This window comes from Flavobacterium aquicola (genome assembly GCF_003385115.1).
Lineage (GTDB): Bacteria > Bacteroidota > Bacteroidia > Flavobacteriales > Flavobacteriaceae > Flavobacterium > Flavobacterium aquicola.
The window spans coordinates 143050-168743 of sequence record NZ_QUNI01000011.1; the positions used below are offsets into that span (position 1 = coordinate 143050).

Annotated in this window: 24 protein-coding genes and 1 tRNA gene; 12 read left to right on the top strand and 13 right to left on the bottom strand. The window is 31.2% G+C overall.

Features of this window, described 5'->3' with window-relative positions:
• The first annotated feature begins 140 nt into the window (after positions 1 to 140).
• The 6 genes from C8P67_RS17035 (at position 141) to C8P67_RS22370 (ending at position 6301) form a co-directional block, all read left to right on the top strand.
• Positions 141 to 1352: an MDR family MFS transporter gene (locus C8P67_RS17035; RefSeq protein WP_115814388.1), complete on the top strand. Its 1212-nt coding sequence runs from the start codon at positions 141 to 143 to the stop codon at positions 1350 to 1352.
• 291 nt (positions 1353 to 1643) lie between these two features.
• Entirely contained in the window at positions 1644 to 2003 is a 360-nt protein-coding gene (locus C8P67_RS17040) for a BlaI/MecI/CopY family transcriptional regulator (protein WP_115814389.1), read from the top strand.
• Between the two features lie 9 nt (positions 2004 to 2012).
• A complete protein-coding gene (locus C8P67_RS17045; RefSeq protein ID WP_115814390.1) occupies positions 2013 to 3815 on the top strand; it encodes a M56 family metallopeptidase in 1803 nt (600 codons plus the stop codon).
• Positions 3816 to 3841: 26 nt separating this feature from the next.
• On the top strand, positions 3842 to 4201 hold the full coding sequence (locus C8P67_RS17050) for a BlaI/MecI/CopY family transcriptional regulator (protein WP_115814391.1): 360 nt from the start codon (positions 3842 to 3844) through the stop codon (positions 4199 to 4201).
• Positions 4202 to 4207: 6 nt separating this feature from the next.
• Entirely contained in the window at positions 4208 to 6082 is a 1875-nt protein-coding gene (locus C8P67_RS17055) for a M56 family metallopeptidase (RefSeq protein WP_115814392.1), read from the top strand.
• Between the two features lie 78 nt (positions 6083 to 6160).
• Positions 6161 to 6301, top strand: coding sequence for an SsrA-binding protein (locus tag C8P67_RS22370; RefSeq protein ID WP_115814393.1), 141 nt, complete (start codon positions 6161 to 6163; stop codon positions 6299 to 6301).
• A gap of 45 nt (positions 6302 to 6346) precedes the next feature.
• Here the strand turns inward: C8P67_RS22370 and C8P67_RS17065 are convergent, their stop codons facing one another.
• Positions 6347 to 6859 carry an adenine phosphoribosyltransferase gene (locus C8P67_RS17065; protein WP_115814394.1) on the bottom strand — a complete coding sequence of 171 codons (513 nt, stop codon included), beginning with the start codon at positions 6857 to 6859 and terminating at the stop codon, positions 6347 to 6349.
• A gap of 95 nt (positions 6860 to 6954) precedes the next feature.
• Here C8P67_RS17065 and C8P67_RS17070 point away from each other — a divergent pair.
• Positions 6955 to 7028, top strand: a tRNA-Arg gene (locus C8P67_RS17070).
• 377 nt (positions 7029 to 7405) lie between these two features.
• On the opposite strand, the gene C8P67_RS17075 is transcribed toward C8P67_RS17070, so the two are convergent.
• A complete protein-coding gene (locus tag C8P67_RS17075) occupies positions 7406 to 7624 on the bottom strand; it encodes a helix-turn-helix domain-containing protein (protein ID WP_115814395.1) in 219 nt (72 codons plus the stop codon).
• A gap of 90 nt (positions 7625 to 7714) precedes the next feature.
• On the opposite strand from C8P67_RS17075, the gene C8P67_RS17080 reads away from it, so the two are divergent.
• Complete coding sequence (locus tag C8P67_RS17080) at positions 7715 to 8179, top strand: hypothetical protein (protein WP_115814396.1); 465 nt, start codon at positions 7715 to 7717, stop codon at positions 8177 to 8179.
• Positions 8180 to 8194: 15 nt separating this feature from the next.
• Here C8P67_RS17080 and C8P67_RS17085 read toward each other — a convergent pair whose 3' ends face one another.
• The 11 genes from C8P67_RS17085 to C8P67_RS17135 form a co-directional block, all read right to left on the bottom strand.
• Positions 8195 to 9286: a DUF6371 domain-containing protein gene (locus tag C8P67_RS17085; protein ID WP_115814397.1), complete on the bottom strand. Its 1092-nt coding sequence runs from the start codon at positions 9284 to 9286 to the stop codon at positions 8195 to 8197.
• Between the two features lie 127 nt (positions 9287 to 9413).
• A complete protein-coding gene (locus tag C8P67_RS17090; protein ID WP_115814398.1) occupies positions 9414 to 10958 on the bottom strand; it encodes a DNA primase family protein in 1545 nt (514 codons plus the stop codon).
• Positions 10948 to 11235: a hypothetical protein gene (locus C8P67_RS17095; RefSeq protein WP_115814399.1), complete on the bottom strand. Its 288-nt coding sequence runs from the start codon at positions 11233 to 11235 to the stop codon at positions 10948 to 10950. The genes C8P67_RS17090 and C8P67_RS17095 overlap by 11 nt, the downstream gene beginning before the upstream one ends.
• Position 11236: 1 nt before the next feature.
• Positions 11237 to 11524 carry a MerR family transcriptional regulator gene (locus C8P67_RS17100; protein WP_147298251.1) on the bottom strand — a complete coding sequence of 96 codons (288 nt, stop codon included), beginning with the start codon at positions 11522 to 11524 and terminating at the stop codon, positions 11237 to 11239.
• Between the two features lie 105 nt (positions 11525 to 11629).
• Positions 11630 to 12412 carry a hypothetical protein gene (locus C8P67_RS17105; RefSeq protein WP_115814401.1) on the bottom strand — a complete coding sequence of 261 codons (783 nt, stop codon included), beginning with the start codon at positions 12410 to 12412 and terminating at the stop codon, positions 11630 to 11632.
• A gap of 77 nt (positions 12413 to 12489) precedes the next feature.
• Positions 12490 to 13824, bottom strand: coding sequence for a phage integrase SAM-like domain-containing protein (locus tag C8P67_RS17110; protein WP_115814402.1), 1335 nt, complete (start codon positions 13822 to 13824; stop codon positions 12490 to 12492).
• A 492-nt stretch (positions 13825 to 14316) separates the two neighbouring features.
• Entirely contained in the window at positions 14317 to 14979 is a 663-nt protein-coding gene (locus C8P67_RS17115; protein ID WP_115814403.1) for a dienelactone hydrolase family protein, read from the bottom strand.
• Between the two features lie 243 nt (positions 14980 to 15222).
• On the bottom strand, positions 15223 to 16065 hold the full coding sequence (locus tag C8P67_RS17120) for a carboxylesterase family protein (protein WP_115814404.1): 843 nt from the start codon (positions 16063 to 16065) through the stop codon (positions 15223 to 15225).
• 38 nt (positions 16066 to 16103) lie between these two features.
• Positions 16104 to 16889, bottom strand: coding sequence for a subclass B1 metallo-beta-lactamase (gene bla, locus C8P67_RS17125; protein WP_115814405.1), 786 nt, complete (start codon positions 16887 to 16889; stop codon positions 16104 to 16106).
• A 53-nt stretch (positions 16890 to 16942) separates the two neighbouring features.
• Complete coding sequence (locus C8P67_RS17130; RefSeq protein ID WP_115814406.1) at positions 16943 to 17998, bottom strand: serine hydrolase domain-containing protein; 1056 nt, start codon at positions 17996 to 17998, stop codon at positions 16943 to 16945.
• An 18-nt stretch (positions 17999 to 18016) separates the two neighbouring features.
• On the bottom strand, positions 18017 to 18874 hold the full coding sequence (locus C8P67_RS17135; RefSeq protein WP_115814407.1) for a helix-turn-helix domain-containing protein: 858 nt from the start codon (positions 18872 to 18874) through the stop codon (positions 18017 to 18019).
• A gap of 734 nt (positions 18875 to 19608) precedes the next feature.
• On the opposite strand from C8P67_RS17135, the gene C8P67_RS22170 reads away from it, so the two are divergent.
• The 4 genes from C8P67_RS22170 to C8P67_RS17150 all read left to right on the top strand — a co-directional run bounded on the left by C8P67_RS22170 (position 19609) and on the right by C8P67_RS17150 (position 25120).
• A complete protein-coding gene (locus C8P67_RS22170) occupies positions 19609 to 19749 on the top strand; it encodes a hypothetical protein (RefSeq protein ID WP_211319924.1) in 141 nt (46 codons plus the stop codon).
• 110 nt (positions 19750 to 19859) lie between these two features.
• Positions 19860 to 20594, top strand: a complete 735-nt coding sequence (locus C8P67_RS17140; RefSeq protein ID WP_115814408.1) for a TRADD-N-associated membrane domain-containing protein — start codon at positions 19860 to 19862, stop codon at positions 20592 to 20594.
• Positions 20595 to 21534: 940 nt separating this feature from the next.
• Positions 21535 to 24333 (top strand): outer membrane beta-barrel family protein, encoded by a 2799-nt coding sequence (locus C8P67_RS17145; protein ID WP_115814421.1) that lies wholly within the window; start codon positions 21535 to 21537, stop codon positions 24331 to 24333.
• 4 nt (positions 24334 to 24337) lie between these two features.
• Positions 24338 to 25120, top strand: coding sequence for a GLPGLI family protein (locus C8P67_RS17150; protein ID WP_115814409.1), 783 nt, complete (start codon positions 24338 to 24340; stop codon positions 25118 to 25120).
• The last annotated feature ends 574 nt before the right edge of the window (positions 25121 to 25694 follow it).

Consider the following 25694-nt stretch of genomic DNA (forward strand, 5'->3'; position numbering starts at 1 on the left):
ATAAATTTGATGCAAAAATAGTCTAAAGTTACAAAGCCACAAAGTTTATGACTTATATAAACAGCATATCGAACGCAGTCTAATAAAATTAGTAAGCTCCAAAAAACTTTGTAGATTTGTGTACACAGAATTTATTTCCCATGCTTAGAACTGCCGTTGGCCGCTACATCAATAATTTTAAAGGTTTCACACGCGAAGTCTGGATACTTGCTTTAATCACTTTCATTAATAGAGCCGGTACTATGGTGCTGCCCTTTTTATCCAAATATTTAAAAGAGGATTTGAATTTTACATACGGTGAGGTAGGATGGATTATGGTTGCTTTTGGATTGGGTTCCATGCTGGGCTCTTGGATTGGAGGCAAATTGAGTGACAAAATCGGTTTTTATAAAATCATGATTTTCAGCCTTTTTACCAGCGGCGTTTTATTTATTCTGCTGCAGTACATTACAACTTTTTGGGGATTATGCTTTGGTATGTTTATTATCATGGCAATTTCCGACATGTTTCGCCCCGCCATGTTTGTCTCTTTAAGCGTATACGCCAAACCCGAAAACAGAGTCCGTGCACTTTCTTTAGTCCGTTTGGCCGTTAATTTAGGATTTACAGCAGGCCCGGCTTTAGGAGGATTAATTATTATAGGTATGGGATACGAAGGACTGTTTTGGGTTGACGGAAGTACCTGTATTATTGCAATATTGATATTTTCTCTTTGTATTAAGGAAAAAAAGAAAATCCCGGAGGCTATCGATCATACAGTCGCATCAAGTGTTCCAAAATCAATTTTTAAAGACAAAGCTTTCTGGTTACTGCTCTTTATCAGTTTTGTAACTTTTATGGTATTTCTGCAAATATTTTCGACTTTGCCTTTGTATCACAATGAAAAATTTGGACTAAGTGAATTCCAGACCGGAATGCTGCTTTCCATCAACGGACTATTGGTTTTCCTTTTAGAAATGCCCATTGTAAGCAGATTAGAACGAAAAAAAACGAACAAAATCAAGAGTATCGCCATTGGTTCCTTATTCATAACCCTTGGGTATTACATCTTGCTGCTTGATTCATGGGTAGGAGTTTTAGTAATTAGTATCATATTACTCACATTTGGAGAAATCTTTTCATTCCCATTCGTTAATGCGGTTGCCCTCAACCGCGCGCCAAAAGGTCAGGAAGGACAATACATGGGCTATTATACCATGAGTTTCAGCCTTGCGCATATTGTTAGTTCTAAGACGGGTCTGGAAATAATCGCACATTACAACTACCAAGTCAACTGGCTTATTATGGGAACATTGGGCGCGTTCTCTTTGCTCTGCTGTTTTTGGCTTAACAAAATGGTACACAACGAATAAAATAATAATTAGGGCGTGCCACTATTAAGAAAAAGGGCCAAGATATTCTGAACGTTTATACGGCCCTTTTCCTTAATACTGTCGTGCTATCCGTGCTGCTTCGGCAGCTTACTCTTATCACTCACGCAATACAATTATCAACAAATTCAGTATTTTCAAGGGAAATCCCCTTGTCCTAACCGCTGCCGGACTCAACAAAACAGAATAAAAACTAAAAAATTAGTTAAATAACTATATTTATAGTTTGTAAACTATAAATATAGTTGTATGTTTGTTTCAAATTAAATCATCATGCAAAAATTAACGAACAAAGAAGAAGAAATCATGCATATTTTATGGAAGCTGAAAAAAGCATTCGTAAAAGAAGTCATGGCCGAAATCACCGAGGAACAGCCTCATTACAATACGCTTTCAACTATTATTAGAAACCTTGAAGAGAAAGGTTATGTCAATCACAATACTTTTGGAAACACGCATCAGTACTTTCCAATTGTGAGTATCGAGGATTACCGAAAAGGGTTTATGAGTAACGCTATCGATAATTATTTTAACAGCTCCTATAAAAACATGGTTTCTTTTTTTGCAAAAGAAGAGAAAATTTCGGCTGCCGAATTACGCGAAATCCTTACAATGATCGAACAAAAACAATAATTCATCAATATGGAAACACTATTCATATATATTGCAAAATCAAGCGGACTGATAGCCTTGTTTTTTCTGGCTTATTACTTCCTGCTGCGAAAAGAGACTTTCTTTACAGCAAACCGCTGGTTTCTCTTAGCAGGTTTACTTACATCCGTAATTTTGCCTTGGATAGTTTTTACAACAATTGTTTGGGTAGAACCAACGCCAACCGATTTTGACTGGTCAAAAATTCCGATTAGACCTGTACAAGAGGAAAGTTTCGAAATCAACTGGTATCTTATTGCAGCAATTGCATATATAATTGGAATAATTCTGTTTTTCGCCCAGTTTGCATTGGATTTTTATAACCTGAAACGCATTTTAAAAGGAAAAACCGCCCATCAGCAGGCAGATCATAAATTCATAGACCTTAACGAAAATATTGCTCCTTTTTCCTATTTCAATACAATCGTTTACAATTCATCAATGTACAGCGAGACCGAAATGGAAAGTATTTTGGAACACGAAAAAATCCACAGTGAACAATATCACACGATAGACGTCTTGATCACACGTTTCTTCTGCATACTATTTTGGTTCAATCCCTTTATTTGGCTGTACAAAAAAGCCATACTGCAAAACCTTGAATTCATCGCAGACAGCGAAGCTTCAAAAAATATTTCAGACAAAAAAGCGTATCAGCTCACGCTTTTAAAAATAACAACACACGAAAATTATGTTGCGCTTACCAATCATTTTTATCAATCATTAATTAAAAAACGAATCGTTATGTTAAACAAAAATCAATCAAACAAGAGAAATTCCTTGAAGTATGCTTTAGTAATTCCAGCATTAGTCGCCTTTGTATTTTTCTTCCAAGTCAAAGTGATCGCTCAGGAAAAAACAAATACAAAAGTAGAAAGCGAAGTTAAATCAGAAACTACCAATTTAACTTCATTTAAAATGGAGCGCGATTTAGCTAACGTATCAAAAGGGAAAGAAATCTATATTGATGGAGAAAAATCAAGTGAGGGCGACTTAGCTAAACTAAATTCCAATGATATTATCAAAATGGATATCATTAAAAATTCAAATAATCCAATGATGCTGGTAACTACCAAAAATACTAACCAGCATACCAAAACAGTTAAAATTATCGATAATGACATTTATATTGATGGTGTAAAATCAACCAAAGCAGATATGGACAAGTTGGATCCAAAAGAAATTGCCACAATGAATGTCAACAAGAATAATGACAAACAAGAAATCCGAATAATTACCAAAAAATTTCCCAAAATAGGTGATGATAACACAACCGTAAAAACAACTCAAACTGCTAATGATCCTACCTCAAAAAATGATTTAATAAAGAAAAGTATAATAATTGTAAATGGAACAGTTCTTCCTGCCAATGTAAGTCTAGACGACATTAACCCTGCTAAAATAGAAAGTATGACTGTCTATAATAGCACACAGGCGGTACTTAAATATGGAAATGTCGGTGGAAATGATGTAATTGAAATTGTTACAAAAAAAATAATTCCAGAGACTAATCAAAATAGTACGTGGAAAGTGGGTTATGGCAGCAATGGATCAAAAACTATTATTGAAAGAACTATTGACGATAAAAAAATTGATTATAAAAAAGCAGTAATTATAATCGATGGTAAATTAAGCGATTATCAAACTTTCGAAAAGATAAATCCTAACAATATTGAATCGATAATGCAATCTGATATTAAAAATGCATCCGAAGAAAATAAAAAAATTGCTGTAGATAAATATGGAAAAAAAGCCCTGAATGGAATTATCGACGTTAAATATAAAAACAATTAATTCTATTCTTATTAAACTTATATATCATGCAAAAGTTAACTAACAAAGAAGAAGAAATCATGCATATTTTATGGAAGCTGAAAAAAGCATTCGTAAAAGAAGTCATGGCCGAAATAACAGAAGAACAGCCTCATTACAATACGCTTTCAACTATTATTAGAAACCTTGAAGAGAAAGGTTATGTCAATCACAATGCTTTTGGAAACACGCATCAGTACTTTCCAATTGTGAGTATCGAAGATTACCGAAAAGGTTTTATGAGTACTGCTATTGATAACTATTTCAACAGTTCATACAAAAACATGGTTTCCTTTTTTGCCAAAGAAGAGAAAATTTCGGCAGAAGAATTACGTGAAATCCTTACAATGATCGAACAAAAACAATAATTCAATATGGAAACACTATTCATCTATATAGCAAAATCCAGCGGGCTGATAGCCCTATTTTTTCTGGCTTATTACTTCCTGCTGCGAAAAGAGACTTTCTTTACCGCAAATCGATGGTTTTTATTAGCGGGTTTATTCACATCCCTTATTTTGCCATGGATAGTTTTCACCACTATTGTCTGGGTAGATCCAACACCATCAGACATTGACTGGTCAAAAATTCCTATGACAGCAGTTCAAGAGGAAAGTTTTGAAATAAACTGGTATCTGGTTCTTGCAGTTGCTTACATAATTGGAATAGTACTGTTTTTAGTGCAGTTTGCATTAGACTTTTATAACCTTAACCGCGTTTTAAAAGGTAAGACCACTCAACAGCAGGCAGACCACAAATTCATTGATCTTAAAGAAAATATTGCTCCTTTTTCTTATTTCAACACCATCGTTTACAACTCATCACTATACAGCGAAGCCGAAATGGAAAGCATATTGGAACATGAAAAAATTCACAGCGAACAGTATCACACGATAGACGTCTTGATCACGCGTTTCTTTTGTATCCTTTTTTGGTTCAATCCATTTATCTGGCTGTACAAAAAAGCAATTCTGCAAAACTTGGAATTTATAGCCGACAGTGAAGCCTCCAAAAATATTTCAGACAAGAAAGCGTATCAGCTCACGCTTTTAAAAATAACAGCACACGAAAATTGTGTTGTGCTTACCAATCATTTTTATCAATCATTAATCAAAAAACGAATCGTTATGTTAAACAAAAATCAATCAAAAAAATGGAATTCATGGAAGTATGCTTTGATTATTCCAGCATTGGCAGCCTTTGTATTTTCTTTCCAAATGGAAGTTATTGCTAAAGAGAAAAATCAGAAGCCAAAAGCTGAACAAACAGCTTCAAATGATGCTGATGTATATAAAATCACAAAGAATACGACAGAAGCTGAATTAAAAGAAAAAGCGGAAACAATCTCTAAAAATTATGGTATTGCAGTTCAATTTTCGGCAACAAAGAGAAACGCAAATAATGAACTCACAGCTATAACTGTTGAATTAAGAAAAGGAACTGAGATTTCTAACAACAGAAATGTAAATAGTTCTGAAGCCATAAAACCTTTTGGCATAGTTATCACCAAAGACTCGAATGGAAAAATTAGTATTGATTTTATTGAAGAGGATAAATCTGTTGAAAAGTTAGTTGTTGCAAATAATGTTGTTTCGTCTAATACACCTATTTCTGCTGATACTCAAATTTATATTAATGAAGAGAAATCAGATAAAACCGCAATGGACAAACTAGATCCTAAAGAAATTGCTACCATGAATGTTACTAAAAATGGTGAGAAAAAAGAAATCAGAATAATTACTGGTAAATATTCAATAGGTGATATGAATGAGATTTACATCAATGGAAATAAAGCTTCTCAAAATGAATTAGATCAATTAGAAAGTGGCTCAATTGAAAGAATGGATGTCACTAATAGTTTTGGAAAAAAAGCAATTAGAATTACGACCAAAAACGGAACACATTATCAGGACAAAAATATGCCAGTTCCTCCAGTTCCTCCTACTGCTCCAGTTATGAAATTTAAAACGCCTGTAGCCCCTGTGTTTCCCAAAGCTCCAAAAGCACCGAAAGGAGATCCTATAAACGGAGATAAAAAAGCATGGAAAGACTTTGAAAAGAAAATGGAAGACTATGATGCTAAAATGAAAAAGCTAGAACCTCAAATGGAAGCTTTTGACAAACAAATGGCAGAATTTGATAAGCAAATGGAACCTTTTAATAAAGAAATGGAAGTTTTCAATGAAAAAATGAAGGCTTTTGACAAACAGATGGAAGAATATTTAGCCGATAAAAAAGATAATAAATAATTCTATTAACAAAAAACGAAAAAGACGATCTCTCATCAAGATCGTCTTTTTTTATACCTTTGATAAAAATATACCGCTATGTTTAAAATTCTTGCCCGAATCAACAGACTTATTTTACCAAGTTTCACTAAACAAGGATTAGACGTCACGAAAGCTAAAAAGTGGCAAATGGCTATTATCGGCTATCGCTATTATGTTACGAAAAGAGCTCTTGATTAAATACAGTCTGCAATAATCTGCGAACTGGGTTCTGAGATCTTAATACTAATAATTAATTGCTGCAAAAATCTCGTTTCCGGCTATCTTTTCCCTTCCGTTCAGAAAAGTCAATTCCATCAGGAAATTGCACTGAACGATTACGCCTCCCAATTTTTCTACCAATTCACAGACAGCTTTTGCAGTTCCGCCAGTGGCCAAAACATCGTCGTGAATAAGAACTCTGTCACCTTTTTGGATGGCATCAGTGTGAATTTCCAGCGAATCAGTACCATATTCTAAATCATAGGAAGCAGAAATGGTTTCAAAAGGCAGCTTATTAGGTTTCCTTACCGGAACAAAACCAGCATTTAGTTCCTCTGCTAAAAGCATTCCGAAAAAAAAACCACGACTTTCAGCCCCAATCACCTTATCAATCTTTTTATCTTTTACTGATGAAACCAGTAATTCCAGGCATTCTTTCCGCGCTTTTGGATCAATTAACAGCGGAGTGATGTCTTTAAACACAATTCCTTCTTTTGGAAAGTCCTGAATATCACGTATATATTTTTTCAAGCTCATTTTTTTTATTTTTTATACAGATTCATGCTTGCAAGATACATATTTATTCCTATATTTGCACCCGCAAACACGTTCACAGAACAAGTAAGCAAAATGGCCTCGTGGCGCAACTGAATAGCGCATCTGATTACGGCTCAGAAGGTTACTGGTTTGAATCCAGTCGAGGTCACTCTAAAAATCCTTAAACACACTGTTAATCAGTAGTTTAAGGATTTTTTACTTACATATTTGTACGATTTTCGTACGATGATGTAAAAATTATATTTTAAGAGATATTTGTACAATAATAAATATTCTGTTTCTACTACATACATTACACACTTTACATTCTGAAAAAGGTCATAGGTTCTCCCTAGAGCTTTTCAAATTACGGTGCGTAGATCCCCCAAAACATCTAAATAGATTAAAATTATTTGGTGCGCACTAATGATAGCTTTTGGTTATATTTGTGCGTACCTTTTGAATTGACTGTAAAATTACTATTTAAATCAAAAAGGCGAACCATATAAACAAACGGAACGCCTTTTTAATATAAAACTGGATTTTTTAAAATAATTCTTTAATATCCATTTTTAGTGCTTTACATATTTTATGCAAGGTAACTATTGTGGTATTTATTTCACCTCTTTCTATACGCCCAACTTGGTTTCTAGGTATGTTAGCATCATAACAAAGCGTTTCTTGAGATAGATTTATTTCTAATCTTCTATTCCTTATTTTTTCCCCAATGGATTGAATCAATTTTATTTCGTCATTTTCTAACACAATTTAAAATTGCGTTAATCTTACAAAAGAACTTGACACACAAATGTGTCTTTTTAATTATATTTGTAATAAATTATAAAAAACTTAAGAATGAAAAACCAAACAGAATTAGAAAAAATCAATAAATTTAATAAGTTATCAGATGAGGAAAAGAAGAAAATAGTAGAACAAAAAGTAAAAGAAGACGGTAAAAAAGTAAAAATTATTGTTCCAATAATTTTGCTTACATTACTATTTTTACTCTTTAAATGTACTTGTGATTCTGAACCCGAAGTAAAACTTACAAAAGCCGAAATTCATAAACAAAACATTGAAAAATTATTTCATCCGTGGGACGGTTCAAATATTGTTTTGGAACAGAAAATTAAAGAAAGTTTAAACGATCCTGAAAGTTATGAGCATATAACAACAAGCTATATAGATACAGGCGATTTTCTATCAGTCAAAACAGTTTTTACTGCTAAAAATGGTTTCGGTGGGGTAATAAAGCAAGAAGTAGTAATTCAACAAGATACTTTAGGAAATATTATAAAAGTTGTCAAATGGTTTGAATAAAAAAAAGGCGTTCCGTTATGGTTCGCCTTTTTGTTTAAAATAATAATCTGCTAAATCAAAGCCGTTTGCAAAATCGGTTTTTTCGATCAACTCACTAACTGCAATTTTAAAACCTATTTCCTTTAATTCGTTGGCTTTCTTTTGCCAATTTACAAACTCCCCTTTATCAGGAAACAAAACAATATTTTTTTTTTTGATAGGTTTCAATAAATCTAATTTTAAATTCTGTCTGCTTCCAGTAGCTAACCAAATGTAATCAGGAATAAAAATACTCATTATTATTGCCGTCTTTTCGCTTTCTACAATTGCAATTGTTTTTTGATAGCCTTCATTAACTCGGTGTAATCCAAATAAACATTGACAAAGATTAAAATTAGGCTCTTTGACTGCATTATGTAGCCAGTTGATACGATTGTAAGGTTTTTTTATTCTTTTGCCTGTATCTCTATCGTACTGCATAATCTTACAACCGTGAATTTTCTCTTTGTCGTCAATTTGCCAAAAGGTTGTTGAATTATTCCAAAAATGGTTTGTTCCTGAAATAAAATAATTTTGCATTGCTTTTTTAACCTCATCAGTAGAAAATTTTGTTTTTAAGAACTCGGTTAAATTGTCATCTTTTGGCTCTTTGAAATACATTTTATTCAATAATTCCAAGCCGTGAAAACTTGGTAAAACTTCGGACGTTGGTTCTTTGGCAATAACCTGATTTATAAATCCCACCTCATCAGAATTGAAATATTTATTTTCATTTGACAAATAATTTATAGTTAAGGTTTTTAAAAACCATTCTGAAATCCAACAATCATTTTTTGTTTGCTCCAGTAATTGCGACTTTGGTATTATTGAAATTATGCCATTCTTATCGGTCAATTTAATAGCTTTGTCTGAAATACTTTTCAATGATAAAAAAGGAATACAAAAAGCCTTTTTACCTTTGGGCGGTGCTTTATGATAATTACAGTTTTGCTCCCTATCACATTTACCAAAGTCATCAGTTAAATAGTTTTTTGTTTCAATATCAATGTATTTGACAAAAGTTTTTTGTTGGCAATTAGGACAAATAAACTTCCCTTTTTTGCTGAGTGTGTATTTAAAAATTTCCAAATTATCCGTTTTTAGTTAAAAAAAGATTGTTTTTTCAGTTGCATACTTTACATACTTTGCATTTTTTAAAATTGATTTAATGAAAAGTATGTAAAGTATGTAGCCAAAACAAAAACATTTATTTTTCTTATTGATTAGTAATGTAGGCTACATTACCAACCGTAATGCGATCAATAGAGATTTTATAGTGTTTCAATCTTTGAATAAATTTTATTTTCCCTACTGGTCTGTAACCGTCCTCAAAGCAAAAGTTTTTATACTGTGGGTATAAGTGAGAAATTAAAATATAATCGTTTGTTGATTTATTAAATCCGTTTTCGCTTATAAATAATTGAACGCTATCACTTTGCTTTTCGTAATCGGTTCGGGCGTTGTCTATCGCTTCACATTTACTGAAGTTCTTTTGCTCCAGTACCCTATCTAAACCTTGCAAAATCCAGTTAAAAACCCCCGATAATTCATTTTTGATAATTTTTTGAGGCAATTGTTTGTCCTGTTTGTCTTCAGGAATAGTAACATCAAAACCAATAATTAAAAACCGTCTGAAATATGCGTTGGTGTGTTCTACGTCTTTAGGTAGTTCATTACAATTGAATATTAATTTTGCATATTCATTTAATATAAACGGCTCTCCATAAGGCAAACGAGCTTCGATAGGTTCGCCACTTGCCATTTGTTTAAAAATATCGGTTTCTAGTTTTCCGTTTATCTCACTTGCATAGTTTACTAATTTATTGCCTATTTTGGCACGAAAATAACCGTTATCATTAGTAAGGTTTTGCAATGAATAGTTACTTATATTTTCGCTTCCCAAAAGGGCGTTAAGTATCTCAAAAAAAACACTTTTGCCATTTGCTCCAGAACCGTATAAAATAAGCATTTTTTCAAGTTTTAAAACACTTGGTTTAATGAAAATATAACCGCAATATTCCCCAAAAACTTTTTGTTTGTCAGGATCAGGCAAAACCTCATCTAAGTACTTTTGAAATAGTGGGGCGGTTGCTTCGGGTTCGTACTCAAACGGCAATTGGTGTGTAATAAAGTCTTTTTGTTCAAATGGTCTTAATTTTTGACTTTTTGGCGTTATCTCGAAAGTTCCGTTTTGCAAATTGATTAAAACACTATTGCTTTTTGTTTTTGGTGTAGGCAAATAAGAGTCTGCTAAAAACTGTTTGAATAACTCATCTTTGAACGTGTGAATTTTTCCTTTGAATTTTTCAACTCCCATTTGCAAAGCTGCATTACCCAAAAAGAATTGAAACCGCTCTTTGTCTATCTCATTCCAGTAACTACCATTGTACAAATAAATAAAGCCGTTTTTTTTGCACAAACCCCATTTGTTAGCAATAGCAATTTTAAGAAGTTGTTCAATACAAAGTATTAAATAATGATTTTTTGTAAGTTTTGAACCTTTTAGTTTAATGTCTAAACTGTTAAATTCAGTTTGTTGTTTTTCGGTTAACTCACCGCTTTTTAAAAGAATTGATTCTAATACTTTGATTTTCTTTTGAACGTCTTCACTATCAGGAAAAGCCAGCAATTTAAAATCTATTTTACCAATGTTTTTTATAAGTTCCTGTAAAATGTCATCAGTTGTTTTTTGACTCGATTCTAAGCCGTTTACAAGGTTTTCAATGTCATTTGAAACTACTTGTTTGAAATTATTTTCCATTTTGAAGACTTTTAAAAATAGTTAATACTTTTTGAGTTCCGTAAAATGGTTGTTCGGTTTTAGAAACATTGCAATAAAAAACTCCGACTTCAAAAATCTTTTTTTCTTCTAATAATTCTTTGAAATACTCCGATAAATAAGGTTCGGGAATAAATCTAAGTTTTGGGATCATTTGTTTTGAAAATGGGGCAAAATTCAAAAAATCAATAATTATAATTTTGAAATCTTTTTTAGCTTTATTCAAAAGATTTTCCAGTGTAATTGCCTGTTTTTTCATACTACATTTTTTTTAAGGCAATTAAAGACTGCATTATCTCATTTCTTTTGTAGAAACACTTATTAGCAATCTTATAAACGGTTATACGTCCTTTGTTTTGATAATGCCATAATGTTGATGCATTTATTTGTAGTAGTTCCAAAACCTCTGATCTAGTCATCAGGTCATTATTTTCGGTTTGGGTGTTTTGGATTTTTTGAATGTCTTTGAATTTTGTATCAAAAACGTTTCCGATTAAGTCCGTTAAATCTTCACGACTTAAATTTTGTAGAATAATTGAATTTTGCATTTTTACAATGTTTAAAATTAATAACATTGCAAATGTGGGTTTGGTTTGTATGGTCAAAAAAGAGTTGAAAAACGTGTTTTAAGTGTTTTTTGCGTTTTCTGCAATTTATTTCAAAGTATCTTTGAAATCTATGGTATGATCTTTCAATGTAGGTAATTCTTTTTCATTCCATTTATTTTCTGCTTTATCAAAATTGGTTATTTTTTTATGATAGCTTTCAAATATAAATTCTATGTATTCATCTTTTGTGGCTTTTAAAACAAAAGTATCATTTGTATGACCTTTTAAATAAAACCAAATATTTGTTAGTTCTCTTTTAGACTTTTTATAATAGTGATCGTAAAGATATTTGAATAATTCAAAACAATCTTTATTCCATAAATTGGGGTCAAACTCTGGGTGTTCGACTGTTTCTTTTACTTCAAGTTTTTTAACTGCATAAATTTTAAAGTCTTTGGGTTGTTGAGGCGAGGCGGTGGCTGTTTCCTTTGATTTTATTATTTCAAATAATTCGTGCATAATGTTTTGAAAACTTTCAAATTCATAATATAAATATTTACAATTAAAGTTAAATCTAGGGTTTGGTTTTATAGCTCCTATTTTTTGTTGAATTTTACCGTTTTCAAAAACATAATATTTTACTGGTAAAATTGAAAAAAAATCAGGATCATTTTTTGTGATTTTTTCTAATGCTGAAAGTTCATCTGTTTTTTTTGGTAACATTTGTTCGTGAAATACTCGACTTCCACAATACTTTTTATATTCTAAACTCAACTTACAAAATTCATTTGGATCTAAATTATTAGTTTGTTTTCGTATCTGTTTACTAATTGAAAAATCAGTAATATTTTCTAAGTTCCCGAAAAACTTGGTAATTTCATCTTTCATTTGAATTTTTGTTTTGCCTGTAAAAATGTAAACTATGTAAAGTATCTAGCTAAAATAAAAGATTTATTTTTTGCAAATTAAAAATAATTGGTTAATTCCATTGCTAAATCTTTATTGCTTTTGCCTATGTAATTTAAAAACATAACCTCGGTGCTGTGCCCTGTAACATTCATTAAATAGGTTGTTGGTATTTTACCATAAAAATTTGTAGCAAAAGAACGTCTTCCAACGTGTGAGGTTATTAATTCCCATTTTGGAAATATTCCCAATTCTTTACGATATTGTTTTACCTCATCTTTGTTTTTGGTTTTCTTTTCTGTTTCATCTTCTTTGTTGAGGTCATTTAATTTACTACCCTTTATTTTTTGGTCAATTTTAGCAATTCTGCAAACTTGCTTAATAAATAAATTATATTTTGGATCTGAAATAACTTTTGGAAAATTACCGTTTCTTTTATTCAGTAACTCAATAACTTTTGGGTGTAATGCTACGGTCATAATTTTGTCAGTCTTGACTTGAGTAAATTCAATAAAAGGCTTTAAAACACCCTCTTTGTTTTTCTCATAACGTATCATATCTTTTGTAAAACGCATAAAATCACTAATTCTTTGCCCAGTATAACACGAAATAATTAGCCAGTCTTTTGCATTGTCATAATTATCGTTTAATTTTCTTTTGTCAACATTTTCAATCTTTTGAAGTTCATCAAATGTTAAGTAAATTTTTTCCGTTTTATAGTTCGGGGTCTTAATTGTATCTAATTGGTGGCTCGTTTTAATACCGTTATATTTGGCGTGGTTACAAACGGTTTTTAAGGTTCTTAAATCTTTTGAAATTGTGTTTGGTGCGTAATTATTCTTTAAACAATATTTTTCAAAATCTAATTTGAATTTTTCATTAACATCTATAATTTGAGTTACCGTTTTATTATCCTTTTCATAGCGTTGTAATAAGTGCTTAGTAACATTATATTTTTTTAATGTCCCGTTTGTAATCTCGTTTTTTTTGCACTCAATAAAATAATCAAAGTATTTTAAAAGTCCTTTTGGTAAGGGTTCGGCTTCCAGTGGTGGATTGTAATAATGGTCAATTTGATTTTGCAACCATTCTTTGTTTACTTCATCAGGATTAACAGTATTAAACGCATTTAAGATATAGCTTTCAATTTTATTGAGTTCGGTATCAACTTCGTTTTGTTTAGCTTTAATATCTTGAATTTTATTAGATTCAACAACATCACTTGTCTTTTTAAACTTCCTTTGTTTATGCTCTTTGCTCCAATAGTATTTTGTAGTTTCAAATTTCGTATTTGCTCCAAAAACAAAATCATTTTCATTGAAACGATACAATAAACGGACGTGTAAATTTGCTTTCTCTTTTGTAGAACGATATAAAAAATTAACTGTTGCCATAGTATTGATATTTTGAACAATACAAAAATAGTTAATTTGTACGATAGTCGTACGATTAAATGCAATTAGTTACATTTTAAAACAATCAATTTAACAAATTAATTATTCTCAAACCCTAACAAAACACTATGAATATGAGTATGTTTGCAATATTTAAAATGAAAATGATTTTAATAGACTGCAATTAATGTAGTTCAGTCGAGGTCACTACAGCCAAATGGCGTCAATTGAAGACAATTGGCGCCATTTTTTTATTTCGACTACTAAAGAAATTACCTTTAAATCATTTTTCCGTTTAAATAAGATAACTTAAAAGAATTCGAAAACATTGAATGAGTTAAAACAAAGACTAACATTTTTCTAAATTTTGCTGAACTAATTTTCAAGGTCTATAATCTTATAAACCACTCTCCTACTTGTACCTAATTAATTACGGATCAACTGAGTCCAAAATTGTTTACTTTTTTCCACAGGTTTGTCAAATTATGTGCACTATTCATAGTTCCCATTTGCCCATTTTTTAGAAGGTGCAATCCATCCGTCTGAGGCTTTATATAAAAAGCCATGCTTAAGATTAGTATATAACTCTATTTCCTTAAAATGATTTACTTTAAGTTTCGAAGTTTCTTTTCTTCTAATAGCTGAAACGCCCAATACATCTGATTGTTCGTATATAGTTAGAATGTTTCCACAAAAATTAATATCAGGCCATTCTTCAATATCGACATCCCTGAAACATCCGATAAAAACAAAATTCACCTCTGGATTTGCCAGATAAGTTGATACGTATTGTGCAATGTACCCCCCTTTCGAAGTTCCTATTACGGTTATTTTACCTGGCGAAACACCTTTTTTTAGTAATACTTTAATTTGTTTGACTACCTTTTTTGCATATTTATGAACATCAGTATCTTTCTTTCTAATTTCACTAAAAACAATAAAATTATCCTTTCTATAGGAATCTAAAATTTCATTGTATTCTGCTTTTCCATATTCAGGATGTGCTACACTAAGATCATTTTGCTCAATAAAACCATTATGAAAAAAGAAAATATAACGTTGGTCACTGGCAATTGCTTTTTCTTGGCTAAAACCAGTACAACCAAAAAACATAATAAGTAAAAAGGTAAAGAATAACTTTGGTAATTGTTTCATAGGTAAGTTTTGTTTAATTTGTTTTATAAAATCTTTTTAATGAATTACCCCGAGGCAGAGCCGTCGAGGTATCAAGCGGAAGAGAGTAAATTTTTAGTTTTATGAAAACCTTAGGTTTTCAAACTTTCCTCTTCAACCCCGAGGCAGAGCCTCGAGGAATTCAACTGATTAAAATTCGTAACTACATCATATCTGGTATTTTTTGAAATTTTTATTTTTGCAAAATCGGTATCAGCAGCAGTTTTATTTCTTATGCTGTTTGAACAACCATTCCGGTAATGTTTCTCCTAAAATCGTAGTGGTAAATACATTATCGTGGGTTGTTCCCTTTAATTTCCAAAAACGGATATTAGCGCTCATTTCTTTATAAAATTGCTCATCACTGTTGATCGGGTTTTCTGTGTCATCAAGACCATGAATAAGCCAAATGGGAATTGTTTTCAGCTTTTCTGTTTTATCAAACTGCGGTATGCCAGAAATACTAATTCCTGCTGCAAAAAGATCCGGTCTTGATGCCAATGAATTAATTGCAGTCGAACCGCCCATAGAATATCCAACTACGTAAATTCTTTTACTGTCAATATTTAAATTTGATTTTAGCGAGTCTATAAGCTGCATTACTGAATTTAGGGAAGCTCTAGGTTTTGAATACAGCAGATTTCTTTTATTGTCGGTTTCATAGTCTGAAGACCGCTCAGAGAATTGCGGCGCTAAAACATATGCTGGATATTTATTTTGTATTTCTGTACTTGCAAATAGTTTTGGTAAAACCCCCAATTGAGAACTATTATCAGTTCCAATGGGCCTCCCGGAACCAGGATACACGATTACTAATGGGAATGATTTACTTATTTTTTGCTGTTTGGGCTTATATAAGCGATACTTGAGTCCTACTTTCTCTCTACTTACAAAATTTACCGTATCGAAAGTCTCATTGTTTAAACTCCTGATTTTAGAAAACTCATCTTTCGATAAAGCTGTGCCGGTAGCATTTTCAATAGTACTTTCTCCGAATTGTTCTTTATTTGTCGAACAGCCTATTAATAAAATTGTAGAAATGAATAAAATAAAAAAGTTCTTTGCCATTGTGTTTTTTTATAAGGTTGTCTTATTGTGGAATATTCTTAATGTTTTTTAAATAATTCGATAGTATAATCTAATAATTTTTGATTACCATATTGTCCGTGCCCTGGAATTACGTATTTAATATTGGGATATGATTTTTTTATTTTTGCTACCGTTTTTGACCATTCATTTTCATTTGCATCTGCAAGGTTGCCTTTGGTAGCATCGATCTCTTTTATTAAACAGCCACCGAATAATATTTCTTCATAAGGAAAATATCCAACTATGTTATCACGTGTATGACCTTCTCCAAAAAATTTTGCTATGACTTTCTTGCTTCCAACTTTTATTACAAGCGAATCCGCAAAACCATTTTGTGGTAAATTTTCATTTCGTTCTTTTGCAAATTCAATGGTTTTAAAATTAGCATATGACTGAATTCCCGCTTGTTCAAATGCTTTCAACCCACCCAAATTGTCAATATGAAAATGTGTTGGCACAATAGCGTTTATTTTGCAGTGTAATTTTTCCTTTACCCAAGTAATCAATTTCGCAGAGGAAAGACTGTCGGATGTTGTATCAAAGATAACTGCTTCACCACTGTTTCTCACTATCATTCCGTTGCAAGGCACTTTCCCGGAACTCTTTGTTTGCAGAAAAGACTTATGTTCAAATGCATTTTCAGTTAATTGCGTTATGACAAAATCGCCTGATTTATAAATCACTTTAGGCAATTCATTTTCATCGGATTGTTTTCCATTTTGATTTATAACAATCAAAGTTGAATTACTGTTTAAAAATAGAATTGATATTCCAAGAAATGGTAATCTAAAAATTTGATTCATATCTGTTCTTAAGATTATTGAGTGTGAAAGTTGTCTAGTGTCATGAATTAGGATTATTTTAAAAGCTGACTGTTTTTTATAATTTTTCTAATTTGCTGTTCAAAATAATAGGCAATCTCAAAATTTTCGTTCGCCTGATTCTCCATAACAATAACACTTGTATCTGTTTTAGGATAATATAAATTCACCGCTGTAAATCCTTCACTTGGATGAAAGCCTGTGTGTCCGATTTCAAGTATATTTTCTTTATCGTTTATACGTAATCCATACCCATATCCAATTGGTTTTTCGCTAAAAAGAATATGCGTATTGGTTATTGAATAACCCGTCATCATTTTATAAGTAGTTGACTTTAATAATTTACCGTTGTGTAAACATTCATTCCATTTTGCCAAATCTTGTGCGGATACAATTAAATGACTTCCCCAATACTGGTCAATTGTAAAGCTTATTTTATCAAATTGATTTATTGTTCCATCTTTCTTTATTAAATGTCCTTTCGTCAAAAATTGGCTGTTGGTTTCATTCGGATAATAGCTGTTCCTCATTTTGCATGTTTTGAATAGTGCTTTTACTAATGTTTCAAAATTTTTCCCGCTTTGCTTTTCCAAAACCAATCCAGCCACATAATAACCAACGTTTGAATAACTAAAGGCCGTTCCAGGTTTAAACTTTAGGGGTTTGTCCAAACTTTCGCTGTACAAACCCGAACTGTTATTCAGCAGCTGATGAACGGTAACCGTGTCTGCCCAGGAATATTTAAAATCTGGCAAATATTCACGAATAGGTGCTTGCAAATCAATCGTTCCTTTTTCTACTTGCTGTAAAATAAGTGTTGCTGTAAATTGTTTTGCCAGCGACATTGTAGAGAATTTATCGTCGACTTTCAGCGAAGTTTTTTTTTTGAAATCGTCAAACCCAAACGCTTTTGCATATTTTAATTTTCCCTTTTGCTGAATAATAACCGCTCCATTAAAATTTCTTGGATTTTTGGTTTTCAGCAAACTGTCGATTTTTGTTGAGTAATTGTCTTTTTGCTGTGCCGATAAGTTGCAACTTGCAAATAAAATGATGATTGTAAAAAATGCAAGTTTGAAATTTTGTTTCATTTTTTTCCCCTAATGAGATTACGAAAGTAGTCTTATCACGACAGCGAAAATTGTAAAAATGTAAAGTCTATATATATATAGCCAAATATTTTTTTTGTCTACATCTATTTTTTTAAAGAAAGATTGAGGACTTACCTTGGTAAGGTCTTTAAAATCTTTTATCATATGAGATTGATCATAAAATAGATTGTCATATGTAAGCTGTGTCAGTTTTTTTGTGTCCTTCTTTTTTTCAATTGTCGACCTGAAACGATAGATTTTTCTATATTCAGAACAGGGTTTTCCGACTGTTTTTGTGAATAGAGTATTAAGATGCTGCCTTGAAATAGTATGCTTTGAAGCAATGTCTGAAATTTTCAGATCTGACTCTATATCCAGTAAAATATCCTCGATCAATTGAAGGTCTTTTTGTTCAAATTTTGAAAGCCAGTATTCTTCAAGCAGCTCTATTTGGAGTGTTCGATCATTCAGTTCCAATATACCCTTCATTGTTTCATAAAAATCAGGAAAGGGATTGAAATTGATTGCCGTTTTCTGCCCGAATAGCAGATAAGCCTTATTAATAAAATGATTGATGCCCGAAGGCTTAAAATAAATGGTGATTTCTGGTACGGGATCTTTATATAGAATTTCAATTGGTCTTGTGTAACGTGCCAGAAAATCTGCTATTATCTCGCTTTCAGCGGAATGGGAGATTATAATTTGGTTATCTTCAGTCATGATCTGACTGCCAATTGCGACAGAAAGAATAAAAAAATTATTTGGAAAAGTGAGGTAGTGAAATGGTTGATGAGAATCATCAGGAGTCATAAAATAGTAACCTTCCATATATTTTCTTAGAATGCTATTTTTAGGTTGGTAAAAAGCTATTTTCATTAACTTGTTATTATAATTTAAGAGTTGTTTTAATTACTATTGGTTCAATGAGATTGTTATCGACTTTAGTCTGTGAAAAAACTTCTGTTGCTTAAAACAAATATAATAAACTGCTAATATAAAAACAGGATTTTTCGTATTTTTTAGGAAAGTAACATATTCTAATGATTAACCCTGATATTTTTACCACAAAAATTACGAAAGACTTATCTAACCAAAAAAAATCAAATAGCTTTATTCTTAAATCCGAAACAGTAATTCATAGAGACAATGAAAGACAATTCTACATTAACTATAAGAATCTGTTCAAATCCTTCATAATATTTGTAGAATTGTATAATAGTTTAATGTGGTAAACAAATTGAGTTTATATATTTTTTGTATGGATCCCCAACAGGACATCTAAACCAAATTTACATAGCCAATGGAAGACAGACACTACATATAGAAAGCCAATTTCTTCAAATCATCCAAAAAAGATGTTGAAATTTGTCCCGTCGAGGTCACTAAAAAACGCTAAATCGTAAGATTTAGCGTTTTTTTTTATACCTTTTTGATAGTATTTCTCTACCCTTTTTTTATCAACAGTAAAACACATATTTTACAATTTTTTGTGAAAAATATTCTTATGTATGACTTAAATTCATATTTTTAATCCTTTACAATTCTATTAGAATAAAAAAAGTGGATAGCCCAAGTGATTTTGCCAATGAATAGAGATTAGAACCTCCATGATGAATGAAATGCTAGAAGAAAGTGATTACGGAATATTAAACGAACCAAATTCAGAATACCAAAAGTTAGATCCAGGCTACAAAGCATTTTTGAAATACCTGCAAAAAGGAAAAACAATTGACTTTATAAAAAAATGCTAAATGAAAAATAACCAGGAAGAAGAAGAATTGAATATTGTGGTCGGTAATATGGATAGCGAACTGGTGGAGCGGTTGATTGAGATAATTAATAATATACCTAATGAATAAATATGGAAATAATACCTACTCCCCGTAAGTTAATAGACTCATTTAAAAATACTAAAAAGAATGATAATAGAAATTTATTATTTTATTTATTGGTTGGTATAATATCCACAATATCTGGTATAGTTTTTATTTTTATTGCAGATAATCTGTTTCCTGATGAATTCCACAATCAAAAGAAAGTTCTATATGTTGTATCAATTTTTCAAATAGTATGTGGTATATTTTTAATATTTAGAGGGTCTTCATACAATCGGAACTTTGCTATTGAAATAAATGAAAAACTAATATTTGAACAAGAAAGAAAAGTAGCTCAACATCCTAAAGAACCTAAATTAGCATGGGATTTAGCCAGAATAAAACTTGAAAGTTATTTGAATAGGAATATAAGTCAAGTATCATCAATATTTAACTTATCTGTCTTTGTAATGGTTGTAGGATTTGGATTGATTATTTACGGATCCGTAATGGTATTTCAGGAGCCTAAAAATTTGAATGGTTCTATTGTTGTTGCAATTGCTGGTTTAATTGTGAATTTTATTGGAGCAACATTTTTGTTTGTATATAAATCGGTGATGGAGCAGGCAAAAGAATATGTGACCGTTTTAGAACGCATTAACGCAGTTGGAATGTCAGTACAAATTATTGACACAATAAATGAATCACACCTTCAATTAAAGGAAGAAACAAAAGCTGAACTTTCAAAAAAGCTAATTGATCTGTACACAGTTAAAAAATAAAACTTCCCAATAAAACCCTATTTAAAAACACAATGCATTGATTACGCGATACTTAACAACTTAAAAACATTGCAGTCGAGGTCACCACAGCAGCGTCAATTGTTTTCAATTGACGCTTTTTTTTAAATCAAAAATTCTAAACAAAATGATGCTTTGATTTACAACAAAATAACAGTCCTACCCTATTAGCCCCGGTACCAGTAAATACTCTTTTGTACCTGATGTTCGGCACAAAAGATTGGAACGTATAGTGAAACAGTTCCTAAAAAGATAGCATGCCGTATTACCTAATTTATCTACTACCCTATATAAAAGGCACAAAATACTTTTTACTTCGATATAGATTTTATCCAATTTCCAGCCTGCCATCACTTTGACCTTTTGTCTTCCCCATCCCTAATTCAATCAAAAGTACAAATTTATAAACCTACTGCTGGATCGCAGCATGATTTACAATCACGCCCTAATCTTCATTATTTCTTCAACATCTCGATAACTAACCTAAACTTAAAATATACTGCCAGCAGAATATACAGAATTTGAATAGTAATGATTTTCCGCATTAATTTTTCGACTAAATATAAAAATTATTCGTACATGCGATCGATTAATTTTAATATTTAATTATGATAATATTAATAAAGTATTTTTAATATTGTAGTATTTTTAATCAATTTCAAACTATACTAACAATAAACTAGAATCATTAAAATCCTCATCAAAAACAATCAAAACCTCACAAAAAACATGAATTTCGTAAAATCAAATCACTCTACTTTAGCAAACCTGTCTCAAAAGATTCTATTTCTATTTCAATTATTTTAGAATCTAAAATCTTGCTTCATCCAAAAACAAATCACACAACAATTGCATTTTATTTCCTTTTCTCAAAAAATAGAATAGAATAATAATGCCTATTTTTTTAAAACCATATCAATTAATGAGACAAACAATACTATTATTATGTTGCTTTCTTTTTTTATCAAATACTTTACAGGCACAAATATCAGGAACAGTTAAAGGTCAGATAACAGATACTATAAACAAGTCTGCTTTAACCAACGCCTCAGTCTCTTTGTTAAGAGCAAAAGATTCTATTTTAGTAAAATTTACACGAGCTAAAGAAAATGGTTCTTTTGAGCTGAATAATATTAAAGCCGGTAAATTTATTTTACTGGTTTCTTATCCCAAATATGCTGATTTTGTAGATCAATTTTCTGTTGATTCCACAACGTTAATCAAAGATTATGGCAAAATTAATTTGGCTGATAAAGGAAGATTACTATCCGAAGTAATTATAAAAGGCAATAGAGCCGCCATGAAAATCAAAGGCGATACATTAGAATTTGATCCAAAAGCATTTAAAATAGAACCCAATGCAAAGGTGGAAGATCTGATAAAACAATTCCCAGGAATACAAATTGATAAGGATGGAAAAATTACCGCCCAAGGTGAAACTGTAACTAAAGTTTTGGTTGATGGTGAAGAATTTTTTGGCGATGATCCCACTTTAGTTACAAAAAATCTACGTGCGGACATGGTTGATAAAGTACAATTGTATGACAAAAAAAGTGATCAAGCCGCTTTTACAGGAATTGATGATGGTCAGAAAACCAAAACTCTAAATGTTAAACTTAAAGAAGACAAAAAAAATGGTCATTTTGGGAAAGTAGAACTCGGAGGAGGAACTGATAACTATTACAAAGGTCAAGCCATGATTAATAAATTTTGGGATAAGAAAAAATTAGCAGCTTATGGCATTTTTGGCAACACAGGACAAGTAGGATTAGGTTGGGGAGATAAAGATAAATATGGCCAAAGCAGTTATCAAGTAACTGATGACGGAGGTATTTATTTTTCAAACAATGGAAATGATGAATTAGATAGTTGGGACGGACAATTTAATGGTGAAGGAATTCCAGTAGCTCAAACTGGTGGGATACATTTTGACAATAAATGGAACAGCGATAAAGAATCTATCAATATAAATTATAAAATTGGCGATATCAAACTTTCAGGAGACCGCAATGATATTAACCAGCAAAATTTAAGTTCCAGCAGTATTTATAATACTTCAGACAAGAGTTTTGAGAAAAACATGACTAAAAATAAACTTGATCTAGCTTATGAAATTAAAATTGATACTACTTTAACTTTAAAATTAAATGTAGATGGATTATTTAAAAAAAGTAATTCAAGTGATGCAGAAATGCGAAAAGGTACTGACGAACAAGGTAACCAATTGAATAATTCGAAACAGACAACTACAAACGATGTTGATGATAAAACATTTAATATAAACGCTTTAGCAACCAAAAGACTTAAAAAAGCGGGCCGAACATTATCTCTTAATTTAAGCCAATCAAATACAGACAGCAAAAGTGATGGGTATTTAAATTCTAGAGCTGAATTTTTTACACCATCCGTAATTACTCCAGACAGCACCAAAGTAGTCGATCAAAATAAAGTCAACAATATTAGCAATACAGCTTTTAAATCAAATTTAATCTATACCGAACCCCTATCTAAAAGTCTAACAGCAGTTCTTAATTATGGATTCAGTGCTAGTAGCGGAAAAGCTGATCGTAAATCTTTTAATAAATCTCCAAACGGCGATTATAATGCTTTGGATCCCATCTTTAGTAATAATTATGAATTAGACCAAACGATAAATCAACTGGGAGCGATTTTTAATTATAAAAAAGATAAAACTATTTTTTCTTTTGGTTCTAAATTTAGTGGTGTAAACTTTAAACAATATGATGTTTATACAGATAGCTCTTTTAAGCAAAAATTTATCAACTACATGCCTCAGATAAACTATCAATACAATTTTAAACAAAGAGAAGTACTGCGTTTTTCGTATAACGGAAACACTGATCAGCCGACACTAGATCAAATACAGCCGATAGGAAATAATCAAAACCAATTAAATACGATTGTAGGTAATCCAAATTTAGATCCTTCTTTTAAAAATAATTTTAGAGGAAATTATTATTCGTATAAAGTACTCAGCAATCAATATTTTTCGGTTAATGGATCATATAATTTTACGCTAAATCCAATAATAAGTAATGTGATTACAAATGATAGAGGACAAAGTATTTCTCAATTTGTAAACCTAGAAAACAAAGCTGCAACAAGTTATTATTTGAATGGTAATTTTGGCAAAACAATCAAAGCTATAGACATGACAGCAGGAATTGGTTTAAGCGCCAACAAAAATGTAGACTATAATTACATAAATACAAAACTGAATCAAACTAAAAATTCTAGTTATTCCTTTAATTTAAACTTATCAAAGTATAAAGAAAAAAAATACAATTTCAATACCAGCTTCGGGCCTGCTTACAACGTTGCTACTGCAAGCATCAACGAAAATAGTGATAGTAATGGATGGGGTTTTAATGGAGATTTCTGGACCAGTGTTGAATTACCTTTTAAACTAGAAATCAGCACAGATGGTAATTATCAATATAATGGAAAAACGCAGGTGATTCAGGAAACTTTTGAACGTTTTATCTGGAATGCATCTATCACCAAAAAATTCTTAAAAACGGATAATTTAAGAGTTTCTATAACGGGAAGAGATCTTTTGAACCAAAATGTAGGATTCAATCGTACAGCGTATAATGGGAACATTAACCAAAGTACATATACCACTATTCAAAGATACTTTATGTTCTCTGTAAGCTGGGATTTCAGCAAAATGGGCGGAGGAGAAATTAAACAAAACTAAAACCATGAAAACAATAATAAATCGAATCTTAATTTTAATAATTGCATTGACAAGCTGCAATATTTTTGCACAAAATCAACACTTTGTGCAAAATGGCGTAATCGAATATGAGAAAAAATCGAATATGTATGCTTTGATTACAAAAAAACTAAAAGGAGAAACTGAAAGTTATTATCAAGCTGCTTTTGAAAGTTATAAAAAAACCAATCCACAATTTAAAACTACAAAAAGCATTCTCAGTTTTTCAAAAAACAAGAGTTTATACAAATGGGATGAAACAAATCAATCAGCAAACAACAGCTGGATTGGTGACGATGCAATGGCTAATTTAAAAAATGTAATCGCCACAGATCTTGATACAAAAACCAGTATTACACAAAAAAATGTTTATGACGATTTATACTTAGTTAAAGACAGTTTACGCAAAATTGATTGGAAAATTACCGATGAAACAAGAGAAATTGCAGGTTATGAATGCCGCAGAGCAAATGCCATAGTTCTCGATTCTGTTTATGTTGTTGCCTATTACACTATTCAAATTCCATTTGCTGGTGGCCCTGAGTCGTTTACAGGATTACCTGGAACAATTCTAGGATTGGCCATGCCACATGAAAATATGACATGGTTTGCTACAAAAGTTACAGAAATTCCAGTTTCTGACAAAGATTTAGCCCCACCAATTAAAGGTAAACCTGTTGACAATAAAGGACTAAGCAAAATACTTTTGGATGCTTTGAAAGACTGGGGAAAATGGGCAAGAAAAACATTACAAGCCTACTCTTTATAACTAGCTGTTAAAACTTATTTCTTACACAAAGACTAATCTAAATGGTTCCCGACACTTCCAGAATATATCAACGGAGCCGTCCCGTAGAGGTCACTCTTAAAACGTTAAAACTTCTGTTTTAACGTTTTTTTTATGCTTTTCCTTTCTAATTTATGAGTTTTAACGGGACGATACGAAAACCTGAGGAGCAGCAAAAATTACAAATAAACATTAGGTAGTCCCCTACTTTTTCAGTATTTACAACACCTCTATATTTTTCTATAAAACCATCTTTTTTAAGTCATATATTCTTCAACAAATAGATATAGTAGATAATTTTATACTATTCTCTATTCCATAGTAGTTTATTTAGCATCTTTTTTAAGTACTTCAATCAATCACATCTAAGTTCTTTAAAGATAAATTATCTCTTTTTTTATTATTAATATTCCAAAAAAGATTATTTACCCTTAAAAACACAAAAAAACAGAGTAATTACCTTATTTAAAAGACAAACTTGACTTATAAATCTTTTATTTTGAAATTTGCTACATAAAATAACTACAAGCAATTAAATGATTCTGTCATATTAGAA